Below are 14475 nucleotides of genomic sequence, written 5' to 3' on the forward strand. Positions count from 1 at the left end.
CGTCAAAAGCCGTCCGCGACCCTGTCCCGGACGGCTTTTTCGTACCGGCATCCCACACCGCTACGGTGCCGGCGGATATACCCAGGCATAGCGAAAATGGTAGAGATCGCCCGGCCGGCCGTAATAGTAAGGCTGCGCGATGTCCCGCGCCTCGAGAGGCTCGGCCGGCGCCGTGCCGGTGGCGGCGCGGACATAGGCCTCGGACCAGTCCCGCAAGGCGGGCTCCAGCGGCGCGTCCGCTTTCCCGTCGTCCCGCCAGACCAGCAGAAGCGGATGCTCCGCATCGAAGGCTATCCGCTGCCGGACGATCCCGGAACCCGGGATCGTCACGGGAATATCGGGCGCATTCAGGCGCAGGTTGCCCGCCATCTGCTCCTCGCCGGTCGCGATCAGCGCCGGGCGATGCCGGCCGGCCGACAGGATCGCCTCGATCGCGGGCCGGTAGGGAACGTTGATCTTCTTGTAGTCCCCCGTCAGCCGCGCGGCGGGCACGCGCAGAAACAGCGCCAGCGGCACCACGATCATGACGAAGAGGACGATGCGCCCGAAATATTTCGGCGCGGGTCCGAGCGGCCGGTCCAGAAGGTCGATCTTCAGAGCGAGATAGACCGGCAGCAGGAAGAAGAACGGCGTCAGCCACCGCGCCTTGATGTGCGATGCGCCACCGACCACGACCAGCAGGACGAGCAAGACGACGAGCACCAGGAACATATGGCCGATCAGCCGCGACCACGAACTTTCCATGCGCCACGCCGCGCGCCACTGCCGGCCGAACACGATCGCAAACAGACCGAGCGTGGCGGCCGAAAACGCGATCAGCGATTGCGCGAGCGACAGCAGGCCGTCGCCGATCTGCACCAGGCGACCGCTGTCGCCGTCCTGCATCAGCTTGCCGAGCGTGCGGCCCGTGGCCGTCTGGAGATGATCGAGAAACCACAGCCCATGCGGCATCACGATCGCGATGGCGATGGCCGCCGTCAGAGCGAGGCGGAGATCGAAAAGGCGCCGCCGGAAAACCGGATCCAGCAGCACGGCGACGAGGCCCGCAAAGGGGAGCAGGACGAAATTATACTTGGCGATGACGCCGATGCCGATGGAAAGGCCGGTCAGCGCATAATGAAGGGCCGTCGGCCGCTGCAGGGTCGTGACCAACGCATAGACGAAGAGACAGCCGGCAAACAGAACGGCGACCGTATGCGTCAGGTCCCGCTGCGCCTCGAAGACGATCTGCGGGATGGTCAGCATGCCGAGGACGGCGATGACGGCCAGAACCGGATTGCGGATGATCCGCGCCGCCGTCGCCGCCACCAGGCCGTAACAGGCAAACAGCATCGCGTTTTTCAGAATCGACAGCGCCGGCAGGGAATTGCCGAGCAGCTCGACGGCGCCGTATTGCAGCCAGTTGTAGAATGGCGGCTGGCTGTCATAGCCGAGCGCCAGACCCTGCGCGAGAAAGAGCTGCTGGCCCTCGTCGAGTTCCAGCGAATGGGGCAATGCCAGCCGCAGCACGATGTTGACGGCGAAATAGAGCGCGAACAGGCCCAGAAGCCGTCCGCGATGCTGCGACAGGGCCTCGATCATGTCAGCGGCCCCGTTCGTAGACCTTCCGGACGATATAGCTCGCCTCGCTTCCCGAGGTCCGGACGAGCATTTCCGCGAGCACGCCGGTGGTGACCATCTGTACGGCGGCGATGAACAGCATGAAGGCGGTGGTGAACATCGGCCGCGTTCCGATATCCTGTCCGAGGATGAACTTGGCCCAGGCGAGATAGACGAACATCAGAGCGCTCGCGCCGCCGAACATCAGGCCGATCGAGCCGAAAAACTGTGCCGGCCGCTGGCGGAAGCGCATGAAGAACATGACGGACAGGAGATCCAGCACCACCTTGAACGTGCGGGAAATCCCGTATTTCGAGGTGCCGAACTGCCGCGGATGATGATCGACCACCATTTCGCCGATGCGCGACGTCGGCACCACATTGGCGACCCAGGCGGGAATGAAGCGGTGCATGCCGCCGATGATCAGCACGTGTTTCAGGATTTCGGTGCGGTAGAGTTTCAGGCCGCAGCCATAATCGTGGATATGGACGCCGGTGATTCTCCGGATCAGCCGGTTGGCGATCCAGGAGGGAATGAGCCGCAGCACGAGACCGTCCTGCCGCGTCTTGCGCCAGCCGCACAGAAGATCGAGTTCGCGCTCCTCCAGCACCTCGATCATGTTCGGAATATCGAAGGGGTCGTTCTGGAGATCGCCGTCGAGCGTGACGAGAAGCCGGCCACGCGCCGCGTCCATGCCCGCCTGGATGCCTGCCGCCTGGCCGAAATTGCGCTGGAACGCGATGATCCGGAGATCGAGGCCCGGTCGGTCCATCTGCTTGCGGCAGTTGAGGAGCGTTGCATCGGTGGAACCGTCATCGACGATGATCAATTCCCACGGCTTACCGAAGTCCTTCAACGCATCGCAGATGCGGTCGAACAAGGGCACGATGTTGTCTTCCTCGTTGAAGACAGGGATAAGGACAGAAAGCTCGACCTCAGGCGCAACGAGGGCCGCGCTCTCGGCGATGAACTCAGTTTCTGAAGAGGTTTCCCGCACGTGATGCTCCGGAGATATCTGGTTTTCCCGGGGCTTCCGTTATATCAGACACTTACCGAGAGCAATCCTCGTGTCTGTGATAGCTTACCGTTGAGGGCACCCGAGGTCCCGGAATATGCAGACCTTACAAATGCGTAACCACGCACCTTTCATTACGCTGGGCGTCATCGGCCTCTATGCCGGCTTTCTCCAGTGGTTTCTGGGGTGGGGCGAGATCCTGTCCCGCTGGCAGAAGGTGGGGGCCGGCACCGGAGGGATGGCGCTGGCGCTGCTTGTCGCCACCTATTTCATCCGCACGCACCGCATTCAGGATTACTTTCGCGATGAGACGAAGGGCCGGTTCATCGCGCTCTTCCGGGTGACGCAGATCCACAATCTCTTGAACATCATGATGCCGCTGCGCACCGGGGAGACCAGCTTTCCCCTGCTGATGCGCTCGGAATTCGGCATTCCGCTGGCGCGCGGCGCCGCGTCGTTGCTCGTGCTGCGCCTGCTCGATCTCCATGCGCTTCTGGCTTCGGGCGGCATCGGGCTCGTGGCGACCGCGACACGCCCCGTCGTCGCAGGCGTGCTCTGGGCGCTGTTCCTCGTCCTGCCTCTCCTCTTCTTCTTCCTGCGCGCACGCCTTGTCGCCTTTGCAAGGCGCAAGCTTGCCGCGCGGCTGTCGCGGCTGGTCGACGATATCGATGCCGGCATCCCGGCCGATCTCGGCGCCTTCGGCCGTGCCTGGCTGCTCACCATCGTCAACTGGGGCGTCAAGGTGGCGGTGCTCGCCTGGGTGCTGGCCCTGATGGGCGTCGGTCCGCTTGCGGCGAGCATCGGCGGCGCTTTGGGCGGCGAGATCTCCTCGATCCTTCCCGTGCATGCGCCGGCCGGTGTGGGCACCTATCCCGCCGGCATTGCGGCCGGTGCGACCGCACTCGGGGCGTCGCGGGCGCCGCAAGCGCTGGAGATCCTGGCCAGCGCCAGCGTCAACGCGCACCTGCTGGTCGTCGTGTCCGCCCTCGTCGGCACCGGGCTGTCGCTGATCCTGCCGTTTCTGGCGCGCGGACGCGCCCGCCTGTGAGAATCCCGGAGCCGGACTGTTGCTCTTTACCCGTCCTGCGGTTATAAGCCGCCGTCCGAACGGTCCGGCAGGGCATGCCGTGGCCGTTCTTTTACGCTCGAGGCGACCTCGTCAGTCACCTCACATAATCAGAATGGAGTAGCAAAATGCCCAAGATGAAGACGAAGTCCTCTGCCAAGAAGCGGTTCAAGATCACCGCGACCGGCAAGGTTGTAGCGGCTGCCGCCGGCAAGCGCCACGGCATGATCAAGCGGTCCAACAAGTTCATTCGCGACGCCCGCGGCACGATGGTGCTGGCCGAGCCCGATGGCAAGAAGGTCATCAAGAACTACCTGCCCAACGGTCTCTGAGACGTCTGGCACTTTTGGATTTTAAGGAGATCATACCATGGCACGTGTAAAGCGCGGCGTAGCCGCTCATGCAAAGCATAAGAAGGTTCTGAAGGCAGCCAAGGGCTTCTACGGCCGCCGCAAGAACACCATCCGTGCAGCCAAGGCTGCCGTCGATCGTTCCAAGCAGTTCGCCTACCGCGACCGCAAGGTCAACAAGCGCAACTTCCGCGCGCTCTGGATCCAGCGTATCAACGCTGCCGTCCGCGAGCATGGCCTGACCTATGGCCGCTTCATCGACGGCCTGAACAAGGCCGGCATCGAAGTCGACCGCAAGGTTCTCTCGGACATGGCCATCCATGAAGCCGCTGCCTTCGGCGCGCTCATTGAAGCCTCCAAGAACGCCCTGTCCTACCTCAAGGACGCCGGCACGAAGAACGAGTTTGAAAGCGCGGTCAAGTAAGCCAGCGCTTCCCTGACGACTGAAGACTTTGGGAAACCCGCGCTGGCAGGCTAGCGCGGGTTTTTCCGTTTTTGAACACGTCCCATCGACACGCCAGAAGACGAAGGCTGAAGACGAATGAGCGATCTCGACACTTTGCAAAGCACTCTTCTCGGCGAGATCGCCTCTGCCGACAGCGAGGCCGCGATCGAGGCGGTGCGCCTCTCCGCGCTCGGCAAGAAGGGCTCGATTTCCGAACTGCTGAAAACGCTGGGCACGATGAGCCCGGAAGAGCGCCAGACCCGCGGCGCGGCGATCAACGCGCTGAAGACCGTCGTCGGCGAGGCGATCTCGGCCCGCAAGGCGGAACTCAAGGATGCGGCGATCGCCGAGCGGCTGGCGCGCGAGACCGTCGACGTGACGTTGCCGGTGCGCGCCTCGCCGGCCGAGCGCGGCCGGATTCATCCGATCAGCCAGATCACCGACGAGATCACCGCGATCTTCGCCGACATGGGCTTCTCGATCGCCGAAGGCCCGGATATCGAGACGGACTACTATAATTTCACCGCGCTGAATTTTCCGGAAGGCCACCCGGCGCGCGAAATGCACGATACGTTCTTCTTCCCGCCGGACGAGAGCGGTGCGCGCAAGGTGCTGCGCACGCACACCTCGCCCGTGCAGGTGCGCACCATGGAGGCCTCGAGCCCGCCGATCCGCATCATCATCCCCGGCAAGACCTACCGGCAGGATTCCGACGCGACGCATTCGCCGATGTTCCACCAGGTCGAAGGCCTCGTGGTCGACACCAAGGCGGATGTCGCCAACCTGCGCTGGGTGCTGGAAGAGTTCTGCAAGGCCTTCTTCGAGGTCGACAGCGTCACCATGCGCTTTCGCCCCTCGTTCTTCCCCTTCACCGAGCCGAGCTTCGAGGTCGATATCCAGTGCGACCGCTCGTCGGGTCCGATCGTCAAGTTCGGCGAGGGCACCGACTGGATGGAGATCCTCGGCTGCGGCATGGTGCACCCCAACGTGCTGCGCGCCGGCGGTCTCGATCCCGACGTCTACCAGGGCTTTGCCTGGGGCATGGGCCTCGACCGCATCGCCATGCTGAAATACGGCATGCCGGACCTGCGCAACTTCTTCGACGCCGACGTCCGCTGGATGTCCCACTACGGCTTCCGCCCGCTCGACATGCCGACGCTGTTCGGTGGGTTGAGCGGGTGATTATTTCGTGGCCACAAATTAAGATGTGTGGTAGATCATGCACCTGGAGTGGGACGAAGAAAAGCGACAGAGAACCCTTCGGGAACGAGGGTTGGATTTTGCCGACGCCGTCTATTTCGACCCGGAAAGCATCGTCATCGACCTGGATCGACGGCGTGACTACGGGGAGGTCCGGTATAATTTGACGGGCTATCTGGATGGCGTTCTCTGCCGACTTTGCTGGACTCCCAGAAACGGCAGGATGCGCATCATTTCGATGAGGAAGATCAATGACCGCGAACGCGACGTCTACGAAAAAGGAAAATCCAAAGCGCCCGACGCTGGCTGATGTCGATGCCGGAACGATCACGCTGGACGCGTATGAAATCGCGCATGGCGAGGACATTCCCGAATTGACCGCCGACATGATGGCTCACACGCGCCCGGCATCGGATTTTCCAGAGCTGGCAAACGTCTTCCGGACTCGCGGCGAGCGCGGCCCGCAGAAGGCGCCGGTCAAGGAACGGATCGGGCTCAGGCTCAACCAGGACGTCGTGGAGCATTTTCGCCGCACAGGGCCGGGCTGGCAGAGCCGGATCAACGCCGTGCTGGCGGCGCATGTTAAGGCAAGCAAGAATTCTTGATATCCGGGCCGGGACCGGCCGCGAAGGAAACATGGCATGAAATTCACCCTCTCCTGGCTCAAGGACCACCTTGATACCGACGCTTCGCTCGACGAGATCTGCACGCGGCTGACGGCGATCGGGCTCGAGGTCGAGCAGATCGACGACAAGGCGGCGTTCCGGCCGTTCGTGATCGCCAAGGTCCTGTCTGCCGAAAAGCACCCCCAGGCCGACAAGCTGAAGGTGCTCATGGTCGATACGGGCGCCGGGCAGCCGGTTCAGGTCGTCTGCGGTGCGCCCAATGCGCGCGCAGGGCTCATCGGCGCCTTCGCCGCGCCGGGCGCCTATGTTCCGGGGATCGACGTGACGCTGTCCATCGGCACCATTCGCGGCGTCGAAAGCCGGGGCATGATGTGCTCGGAGCGCGAGCTGCAGATCTCCGACAGCCATGACGGCATCATCGACCTGCCGGCGGATGCGCCCGTGGGGTCGAGCTTCGCCGCCTATGCGGGGCTCGACGATCCGATCATCGAGATCAACCTGACGCCGAACCGGCCGGATTGCACCAGCATCCACGGCATTGCCCGCGATCTCGCGGCCTCCGGCATCGGCACGCTGAAGACGCGGCCCGCGCCGACGTTCCCGACGGATGGCAAGATTCCGGTCGAGGTCCGCCTCGACCTCGGTGCCCAGGCGCATCTCTGCCCCGGCTTCGCGCTGCGCCTCGTGCGCGGCGTCAAGAACGGGCCGAGCCCCGCCTGGATGCAGAAGCGGCTGCTCGCCATCGGCCTGCGCCCCATCAACGCGCTGGTCGACATCACCAACTACATGACCTTCGACATGGGTCGGCCGATGCACGTCTTCGATGCCGCCAAGGTCAAGGGTCATCTCACGGTGCGTCGCGCCGCCGAAGGCGAGACCATCCTGGCGCTCGACCAGCGCACCTACACGCTGACGCCCAACACCGTCGTCATCGCCGACGAGAACGGTCTGGAGTCGATCGGCGGCGTGATGGGCGGCGAGCATTCCGGCTGCGACGAGACCACCACCGAGGTGCTGATCGAATCGGCGCTCTGGGACCCGATGAACATCGCCCGCACCGGCCGCAGCCTCGGGATCATCACCGATGCGCGGTATCGTTTCGAGCGCGGTGTCGATCCGGCCTATATGGTGCCCGGGCTCGACCGCACGACGGAACTCGTGCTGGAGCTCTGCGGCGGCACGCCGGCCGAGGCCAATATCGTGCAGGGGCCGAAGACCGATGCGAAGACCATCGATTTCCCGGTCTCCGAGGTCAAGCGCCTGACGGGGCTGGAGGTCGGCGCCGAGGAGAGCGTTGCGATCCTGCGCGGTCTCGGCTTCGGCGTCGCGAACGGTACGGACGACGGACGGTTCAGCGTGACGGTGCCCTCCTGGCGACCGGATGTGGACGGCAAGGCGGACCTCGTCGAGGAGGTCATGCGCATCCACGGCGTCGATCACATCCGCCCCGTCCCGCTGGCGCGCGACGTCTCGGTCAACACGCGCATCCTCACGCCGCTGCAGATCCGCACGCGGCTCGCCAAGCGGGCGCTCGCCGCCCGCGGCATGCTGGAGGCCGTCACCTGGTCCTTCATCCCCAAGGTCCAGGCGACCCTCTTTGGCGGCGGCGCTCCGGCGCTGGCGCTGTCGAACCCGATTGCGGCCGACATGTCGGACATGCGGCCCTCGCTGCTGCCCGGCCTTCTCACGGCCGCGCAGCGCAATGCCGACAAGGGCTATGGCGACGTCGCGATCTTCGAGGTCTCCGGCACCTATGAGAACGACCGGCCGGAAGGCCAGCGGCGCGTGGCGGGTGGCATCCGCCGCGGCACGGCTGGGCTTGCCGGCGCCGGCCGCGCCTGGTCGAATGCGCGAAGCGGCGGCGGCAAGCCGGTGGATGTCTACGACGCCAAGGCCGATGCGCTGGCCGTGCTCGAAGCCTGCGGCGTGCCCATGGCCAATGTGCAGATCGAGGCCGGCGCCCCCGCCTGGTTCCATCCGGGCCGGTCCGGCACCATCAAGTACGGCCCGAAGATCACGCTCGGCGTCTTCGGCGAGTTCCATCCGAAGACGCTGGAGGCGCTCGATGTCTCGGGCGCGCTCACCGGCTTCGAAGTGTTCGTGGATGCCCTGCCCGAGCCGAAGAAGAAGGCGACCCGCACCAAGCCGGCCCTCGAGCTTTCGCCGTTCCAGGCGGTGAAGCGCGATTTCGCCTTCGTGGTGGATCGCACGGTCGAGGCCGCCGCCATCGTCAAGGCGGCCTTGGGTGCCGATCGCAAGCTGGTCACGGGCGTCACCGTCTTCGACGTCTTCGAGGGCGCCTCCCTCGGCGAGGCCAAGAAGTCGGTCGCCGTCGAGGTCGTCATCCAGCCGGCCGACCGCACGCTGACCGACGAGGATTTCGAAACCCTCACCGCCAAGATCGTCGCCAACGTCACGAAGACCACCGGCGGCGTGCTGCGCGGATAGCGCGCTCCGGCGAAACGACTGCAAGCCTCCGGCGAACGCGCTTTGCCGGAGGCTTTTTTGCGACGCCACGGGTGTCTGTCACTCAAAGAACGCTGCGGTCGAGCGACCGCATCAAGACCCTTCCGCAATCCCGGCCCGAGCGTCCGCCGGCAGACCCACGAAGGCGGTGAACGAGCGCTGGAGATCGCCGAGATCGCCGTCGGTGATGAGCACCAGCAGGCTGGCCTTCTCGCACGGCCACGCGGCCAGATGAAACGGCGGATGGATCAGGTGCTGGACGCCGTGCACCACGACGGGGGACGTGGCGCCCTCGATATCGAGGATGCCTTTCAGCCGCAGAATGCGCGTGCCGTGGCGGTGAACCAGGAGCGACAGCCAGAGCGAAAAACGGGCCCAGCCGATGGGGCGATCGATCGTCAATGAGATCGCCCGGATGTCGCCATGGCGGTTGCGGTCCGGGATCGCGTGGAGGTGATCTCCATGCCGGGCGGATACCACCCAGCGCCGTGCCTCCGCGGGGCGGGATGCGAGATCGTGAATATCCTGCGTCAGCAGTGCCGCCACGTCGCCGCTCTCCCCGTTTCCATCCTTGCCGCTCTCCTCGCCGCTCTCCCAGCTTGTCGTCACGATGGCCGCGGGGTTGATCGCCTCCACCGCCCGGCGCAACGCCTCGCACGCCGGCGTCAAGGCGAGATCCGTCTTGGTGAGGACGATGCGATCGGCGAGCGCCACCTGCCGCGATGCTTCCTCGAAGGCGTTAAGATTGTGCAGGCCGTTCGGCACGTCGATGACGGTGACGACATTGCCGATGGCGAAATGATATTTGAGCATCATGTCGGCGGCGAGCGTGGCGATGATCGGCGCGGGGTCGGCGAGCCCCGTCGTTTCGATGATCAGGCGGCGGAAGGGTGGAATGTCCCCACGGGCGCGGCGCTCGAACAAGGCGAGCACCGCATCCTTCAGGTCGCCGCGAACGGTGCAGCAGACGCAGCCGCTTTTCAACAGCACGATATCGCCATCGACCGTCTCGACCAGAAGATGATCGAGGCCGATATCGCCGAATTCGTTGATGATCACGGCGGTGTCCGCAAGGTCCGGGCCGGACAGCAGCCGGTTGAGAAGCGTCGTCTTGCCGGCTCCGAGAAAGCCGGTCAGGATGTTGGCGGTGATCACGTCCCGCGTCATGCGCGTTCGTCTTCCAGCCGCAGGATGACGGCCGCGTCGAGCGGATCGAACCGGACGCCGAGGCTGTCGGCCGCCGGCCACAGGGCGCCGAGATGATCGACCACGACGCTGCGGCCCGTCGCGCCGCGCAGCACGAAACGGTCGGCCCAGACCGACAGCTTCAGGCCGCGCGCCGCCAGCACCCGGTTGGCGGCGGCCGCCTGCCGCATGCGCTCGGCCGCCGGCATGGCGAGGGCGACGTCGCCGCCCTGGCTCCAGTGGTCGGCATTGGCGAAGGCACCGCAGAGGCCGCACATGTCAGGGCTTCGGCCGCTCCCTGCCCGAGCGGGGGAAGCGCGTGGCGAAATCCTGCGCGATCTCCTCCATCGTCACGAATTTTACGCCCTCGTAGCCCTTCAGCGTCTTGAACAGGCGTTCGTGCATCTTCAAGACATGCGGCCGGCCGGAAACATCGGGATGGATGGTGATCGGGAAGACGGCATAGTCGTAATTCTCGTAGACCCATTCGAACTGGTCGAGCCACTGCTGCTCCAGATCGCGCGGGCTGACGAAGCCGTGGCTGTTGGGCGCGGCCTTGATGAACATCATCGGCGGGAGATCGTCGAGGTTCCAGGAAGCCGGGATCTCGATCAGGTCCGTCTCGGGGCCCGCCACATAGGGCTTCATCCAGGTGGAGGGATGCTGCGAATAGTCGATCTTCGTCCATTCGTCGCCCACGGTGACATAATAGGGGAAGTGGTCGTTGTGCATCAGGGAGTGGTCGTAGAGGATGCCCTTTTCCTTGAGCAGGGCATTGGTCTTGGAACCGAACTCCCACCAGGGCGCGACATAGCCGCGCGGCGGCTTGCCCGAGAGCTGGGTGATCAGATCGACGCATTTGTCGAAGATCGCCTCTTCCTGCTCCGGCGTCATGGCGATCGGGTTCTCGTGGCTGTAGCCATGCATGCCGATCTCGTGGCCTGCGTCGGCCACGGCCTTCATCTCGTCCCAGAAGGTCTCGATGGAATGGCCGGGAATGAACCAGGTGGTCCGGATGCCCCAGGCCTGAAACATCTTCAGCAGGCGGACGCTGCCGACCTTGCCGGCGAAGACGCCGCGCGAGATATCGCAGGGACTGTCCTCCCCGCCATAGGAACCGAGCCACCCCGCGACGGCATCCACATCGATGCCGTAGGAAACGAAGATCTCTTTTGCCATTGCTGTCATTCCTTATCCCGAGTGCGCCGAAAGCATCAGCTTAGAGAGGCCTGCCGGCAGGTCAACGGCCTCCAAAAGGTTGTTTCGGAAGGAGGCACGATCATCGCGGGTGGAGGACAGCGTCCAGAAATTGCTGTGAAGACGGAAGGCGGATAGTCTTACTTCCGTCCCAAGAGAGGTGAAGGCCCTGGACGGTCTCAACAAACATTGGGCGCCGACAACGTTCGCTCCATATAATTAAACGGAGTATGGAGTATATTGTATGCCTAGAACAGATTTCGTCGCTGATCTGCGAGACCTTGATAATCTGATAGCGTACATCATCAAAGACGACCTTGGGAAAATTTACGAATCCCTGTCGGCTCTAGATAGGCCAATCAGAAAAATTGAAAACGTCGAAGATTTCAATGAAATGGGAGCAGGTTCGCCAGCTGATAAAGCGGGTCTCTTGCTGCTTCAAATTGTCCCGACCGTCGGTGAAAAATGGTGCCACCTGAAAGACAACAAGGTGAATTTTGATGGACGTCAGGGCGTGCGCACATCCATCCTAGGATACCCACTCATCCAGTTATACCTCGGAGGAGTCGTTGTCGGTTCGAACTCCATTCTCAAGTCGACGCTGGGTGTGGGCACGGCTGCCGGATATAAAAAGCGTGCGGTTTCGGAGGCGGACATCCAGACGATCGAAAGCGTTGATTGGAAAGGAGTCAAGGAGACTTACAACACGATCGTCAAATTCATCAAGGCGAACGCTGATGGGAAGACGGCCGATGACGCCTTTATATTGAGTGGTGCGCGCACGCTTCTGAACAGCGGATATAATCCGGTTTCGGCATTTTGACGTGCGGCGGCACCGAGAGTTGTCTGGGGCCGCAGCTTACGCAGCAGGATGAGGGTGCGTTTTTGAGAAGCCCCGTTCTGGCGATCGTTTCTGTCGAGGTTTGAAGGCGGGCTCGACCTGGAATCGCGCGACCTGACGTCCGGCAGGTCAGGGACCTCTTTCTCATCTCGCGGAGGCCGGACGCCATTCCGGCTTGAGGCCGGAACGACGGCGGACGTGGGGGCGAGCTTTCCTATTCGCTCGCCTCGTTCAGCCGCTGGCAATCCTCGTCCGAGAGATCGATCTCGGCCGCCTTCGTCAGGCTCTGCAGCTGGTCGAGGCTCGTGGCACTCGCGATCGGAGCAGTCACGCCGCGGCGGGCCATGATCCAGGCCAGCGCGATTTCGGCCTGCGTCCCGTGCTTTTCCGCCGCGATCTCGTCCAGCGCACCGAGAATGCGCATGCCGCGGCCGTCGAGATATTTCTCCACGCCCTTGCCACGTACCTTGCCTTCGAGGTCCTTGTGCGAGCGGTACTTGCCCGAGAGGAAGCCGGAGGCGAGGCTGTAGTAGGTGATGACGCCGATCTCCTCGGCGATGCAGAGATTGCGCAGCGCGCCGTCGAAGCCCGACCGGTCGTAGAGATTGTATTCCGGCTGGAGAACGTCGTAGCGCGGCAGGCCGTTGTCCCTGGCGACGTCGAGCGACTGGCGCAGCTGGCCGGCATCGAGGTTGGAGGCGCCGATGGCGCGGATCTTGCCCTTTTTCACCAGCGCCTCATAGGCGCCGAGCGTCTCCTCGTACGGCGTGTCGGCATCCGGCCAGTGCGAGAGGTAGAGATCGATATGATCGGTGTTGAGGCGCAGGAGCGAATCGTCGACGGCCTTGGAAATCCACTGTTCCGACAGGCCCTTGCGCCCCTCGCCCATGTCGGAGCCGACCTTGGTGATGATCACGACCTCGTCGCGCGGGCGCTTCGTCTGGCGCAGCCATTTGCCGATGATCGTCTCGGACTCGCCGCCCTTGTTGCCCGGTGCCCAGGCGGAATAGACGTCGGCCGTGTCGATGGCGTTGAAGCCGGCATCGAAGAAGGCGTCGAGCAGGCGGAAGGACGTCGTCTCGTCGGCGGTCCAGCCGAACACGTTGCCCCCGAACACCAGCGGCGCGATCGACAGCCCCGTACGGCCCAGATTTCTCTTTTCCATGGAAACTCTCCGGTTTGGTCTCGGATAAAAGGGGTTCGGGGCCGCAGCCCAGCCTTCGACATAGGCCCCCGTCACGCCGCCTGACAGGGCCGGCCGGTCAAAAGGTGCGACGGGCCTTGGGAAAGCCAAACCAGAAACATGGGGGAAGCGGGGTCATGTCCGGGTCGCGAGACAGACAGTCCGTCCGTGCCATGGCATAAGCATGTCGCGCAAATGTGTGCCGCGGTTTCGCGCATACGCCATGCGGTCAACAAGGACGAGACCCTTTGCCGTGAACCCGTGTTCCCGGCAAAGGGTCTCGTCCGGCGCACCATCAGGGAGAAGCAGGTTATGTTGAGGTTCGGAATTCTGTCGACCGCCAAGATCGGTCGCGACGCGGTCGTCCCCGCCATTCAGGACGCGGAAAATTGCGTCGTCACCGCCATTGCCAGCCGCGATGGTGCCCGGGCGCGGGAGATGGCCGACCGGTTTTCCGTGCCGCACGCCTTTGCGAGCTATGAGGAGATGCTGGCCTCCGACGTGATCGATGCCGTCTACATTCCCCTGCCGACCGCCCAGCATGTCGAATGGTCGATCCGGGCTGCGGAAGCCGGCAAGCACGTGCTCTGCGAAAAGCCGATCGCGCTCAAGGCGCAGGAGATCGACCGGCTGATCGAGGCGCGGGACCGCACGGGCGTGCTGATCTCGGAAGCCTATATGATCACCTACAGCCCCGTCTGGCACAAGGTGCGGGCGCTGCTTGCCGAAGGGGCGATCGGCCGGCTGCGGCATGTGCAGGGCGCCTTCACCTATTTCAACCGCGACCCGGCGAACATGCGCAACATTCCGGCGCTCGGCGGCGGCGGGCTTCCCGATATCGGCGTCTACCCGACCATGGCCACCCGTTTCTCCACAGGCATCGAGCCGCAGCGCGTGCAGGCGACCACCGAGCGGGATGCGACCTTCGGCACCGATATCTATTCGAGCGTGCGGGCCGATTTCGGCGGGTTCGAGCTGTCCTTCTACATCTCGACCCAGCTCGCCGCGCGTCAGGTCATGGTGTTCCACGGCGAAGAGGGCGTGATCGAGGTGACCTCCCCCTTCAATGCCGAGCGCTACGGCCGCCAAGAAGTGGTCCTGACCAACCAGAACCACAGCCAGTCCCAGCTTTTCCGCTTTCAGGACACGCGCCAGTACAAGCTTCAGGCCGAAGCCTTTTCACGCGCGGCCACGGGGGGAGAGGATGCCGTGGTGACGCTCGAAAACTCGCGCGCCAATCAGGCCTTCATCGACGCGATCTACCGCGCCAGCGACAAGGACGGCTGGGAAGCCGTCTGAGGC

At 63.9% G+C, this 14475-nt stretch carries 15 protein-coding genes; 9 read left to right on the forward strand and 6 right to left on the reverse strand.

The features are described 5' to 3' along the window. Window positions 1-60 precede the first annotated feature (60 nt). The gene (locus ASG39_RS13235; protein ID WP_062595421.1) at window positions 61-1581 is read right to left on the reverse strand and encodes a glycosyltransferase family 39 protein; all 1521 of its coding nucleotides are present in this window, start codon (window positions 1579-1581) and stop codon (window positions 61-63) included. 1 nt (window position 1582) lies between these two features. Beyond that, window positions 1583-2566 carry a glycosyltransferase family 2 protein gene (locus ASG39_RS13240; protein WP_062595602.1) on the reverse strand — a complete coding sequence of 328 codons (984 nt, stop codon included), beginning with the start codon at window positions 2564-2566 and terminating at the stop codon, window positions 1583-1585. A 160-nt stretch (window positions 2567-2726) separates the two neighbouring features. Between ASG39_RS13240 and ASG39_RS13245 the strand changes: the two genes are divergently transcribed. The 7 genes from ASG39_RS13245 to pheT all read left to right on the forward strand — a co-directional run bounded on the left by ASG39_RS13245 (window position 2727) and on the right by pheT (window position 8749). Then, the gene (locus ASG39_RS13245) at window positions 2727-3662 is read left to right on the forward strand and encodes a lysylphosphatidylglycerol synthase domain-containing protein (protein WP_062595422.1); all 936 of its coding nucleotides are present in this window, start codon (window positions 2727-2729) and stop codon (window positions 3660-3662) included. 146 nt (window positions 3663-3808) lie between these two features. Then, a complete protein-coding gene (rpmI, locus tag ASG39_RS13250; RefSeq protein WP_029620731.1) occupies window positions 3809-4012 on the forward strand; it encodes a 50S ribosomal protein L35 in 204 nt (67 codons plus the stop codon). 37 nt (window positions 4013-4049) lie between these two features. Further along, entirely contained in the window at window positions 4050-4454 is a 405-nt protein-coding gene (gene rplT, locus ASG39_RS13255; RefSeq protein WP_062595423.1) for a 50S ribosomal protein L20, read from the forward strand. A gap of 117 nt (window positions 4455-4571) precedes the next feature. Then, a complete protein-coding gene (gene pheS / locus ASG39_RS13260; protein ID WP_062595424.1) occupies window positions 4572-5657 on the forward strand; it encodes a phenylalanine--tRNA ligase subunit alpha in 1086 nt (361 codons plus the stop codon). 91 nt (window positions 5658-5748) lie between these two features. After that, window positions 5749-5985, forward strand: coding sequence for a BrnT family toxin (locus ASG39_RS23350; RefSeq protein WP_244481223.1), 237 nt, complete (start codon window positions 5749-5751; stop codon window positions 5983-5985). Then, on the forward strand, window positions 5927-6280 hold the full coding sequence (locus ASG39_RS13265) for a BrnA antitoxin family protein (RefSeq protein WP_082477221.1): 354 nt from the start codon (window positions 5927-5929) through the stop codon (window positions 6278-6280). Before ASG39_RS23350 ends, ASG39_RS13265 begins: the two co-directional genes overlap by 59 nt. Before the next feature lie 36 nt (window positions 6281-6316). Continuing rightward, window positions 6317-8749: a phenylalanine--tRNA ligase subunit beta gene (pheT, locus tag ASG39_RS13270; RefSeq protein ID WP_062595425.1), complete on the forward strand. Its 2433-nt coding sequence runs from the start codon at window positions 6317-6319 to the stop codon at window positions 8747-8749. 111 nt (window positions 8750-8860) lie between these two features. Here pheT and ASG39_RS13275 read toward each other — a convergent pair whose 3' ends face one another. Genes ASG39_RS13275 through ASG39_RS13285 form a run of 3 tightly spaced genes read right to left on the reverse strand, consistent with a single transcriptional unit; the run spans window position 8861 to window position 11131 of the window. Further along, window positions 8861-9934 (reverse strand): GTP-binding protein, encoded by a 1074-nt coding sequence (locus tag ASG39_RS13275; protein ID WP_062595426.1) that lies wholly within the window; start codon window positions 9932-9934, stop codon window positions 8861-8863. After that, the gene (locus ASG39_RS13280; RefSeq protein ID WP_062595427.1) at window positions 9931-10230 is read right to left on the reverse strand and encodes a hypothetical protein; all 300 of its coding nucleotides are present in this window, start codon (window positions 10228-10230) and stop codon (window positions 9931-9933) included. The genes ASG39_RS13275 and ASG39_RS13280 overlap by 4 nt, the downstream gene beginning before the upstream one ends. Before the next feature lies 1 nt (window position 10231). Further along, entirely contained in the window at window positions 10232-11131 is a 900-nt protein-coding gene (locus ASG39_RS13285; RefSeq protein ID WP_062595428.1) for a polysaccharide deacetylase, read from the reverse strand. Window positions 11132-11393: 262 nt separating this feature from the next. Between ASG39_RS13285 and ASG39_RS13290 the strand changes: the two genes are divergently transcribed. Continuing rightward, window positions 11394-11972, forward strand: coding sequence for a hypothetical protein (locus ASG39_RS13290; RefSeq protein ID WP_062595429.1), 579 nt, complete (start codon window positions 11394-11396; stop codon window positions 11970-11972). Window positions 11973-12204: 232 nt separating this feature from the next. Here the strand turns inward: ASG39_RS13290 and ASG39_RS13295 are convergent, their stop codons facing one another. Then, window positions 12205-13155: an aldo/keto reductase gene (locus tag ASG39_RS13295; protein ID WP_062595430.1), complete on the reverse strand. Its 951-nt coding sequence runs from the start codon at window positions 13153-13155 to the stop codon at window positions 12205-12207. Between the two features lie 330 nt (window positions 13156-13485). Between ASG39_RS13295 and ASG39_RS13300 the strand changes: the two genes are divergently transcribed. Next, on the forward strand, window positions 13486-14472 hold the full coding sequence (locus tag ASG39_RS13300; RefSeq protein ID WP_062595431.1) for a Gfo/Idh/MocA family oxidoreductase: 987 nt from the start codon (window positions 13486-13488) through the stop codon (window positions 14470-14472). Window positions 14473-14475: the final 3 nt, after the last annotated feature.

Source organism: Rhizobium sp. Leaf371 (assembly GCF_001424045.1).
GTDB lineage: Bacteria > Pseudomonadota > Alphaproteobacteria > Rhizobiales > Rhizobiaceae > Ferranicluibacter.

What these genes read in the sequence shown, in the direction of transcription:
- ASG39_RS13235 (WP_062595421.1), bottom strand. Translation starts at nt 1,581, where the DNA reads ATGATCGAGGCCCTGTCGCAGCATCGCGGACGGCTTCTGGGCCTGTTC.
- ASG39_RS13245 (WP_062595422.1), top strand. Translation starts at nt 2,727, where the DNA reads ATGCGTAACCACGCACCTTTCATTACGCTGGGCGTCATCGGCCTCTAT.
- rpmI (WP_029620731.1), top strand. Translation starts at nt 3,809, where the DNA reads ATGCCCAAGATGAAGACGAAGTCCTCTGCCAAGAAGCGGTTCAAGATC.
- rplT (WP_062595423.1), top strand. Translation starts at nt 4,050, where the DNA reads ATGGCACGTGTAAAGCGCGGCGTAGCCGCTCATGCAAAGCATAAGAAG.
- pheS (WP_062595424.1), top strand. Translation starts at nt 4,572, where the DNA reads ATGAGCGATCTCGACACTTTGCAAAGCACTCTTCTCGGCGAGATCGCC.
- ASG39_RS13265 (WP_082477221.1), top strand. Translation starts at nt 5,927, where the DNA reads ATGACCGCGAACGCGACGTCTACGAAAAAGGAAAATCCAAAGCGCCCG.
- pheT (WP_062595425.1), top strand. Translation starts at nt 6,317, where the DNA reads ATGAAATTCACCCTCTCCTGGCTCAAGGACCACCTTGATACCGACGCT.
- ASG39_RS13275 (WP_062595426.1), bottom strand. Translation starts at nt 9,934, where the DNA reads ATGACGCGGGACGTGATCACCGCCAACATCCTGACCGGCTTTCTCGGA.
- ASG39_RS13280 (WP_062595427.1), bottom strand. Translation starts at nt 10,230, where the DNA reads ATGTGCGGCCTCTGCGGTGCCTTCGCCAATGCCGACCACTGGAGCCAG.
- ASG39_RS13285 (WP_062595428.1), bottom strand. Translation starts at nt 11,131, where the DNA reads ATGGCAAAAGAGATCTTCGTTTCCTACGGCATCGATGTGGATGCCGTC.
- ASG39_RS13290 (WP_062595429.1), top strand. Translation starts at nt 11,394, where the DNA reads ATGCCTAGAACAGATTTCGTCGCTGATCTGCGAGACCTTGATAATCTG.
- ASG39_RS13295 (WP_062595430.1), bottom strand. Translation starts at nt 13,155, where the DNA reads ATGGAAAAGAGAAATCTGGGCCGTACGGGGCTGTCGATCGCGCCGCTG.
- ASG39_RS13300 (WP_062595431.1), top strand. Translation starts at nt 13,486, where the DNA reads ATGTTGAGGTTCGGAATTCTGTCGACCGCCAAGATCGGTCGCGACGCG.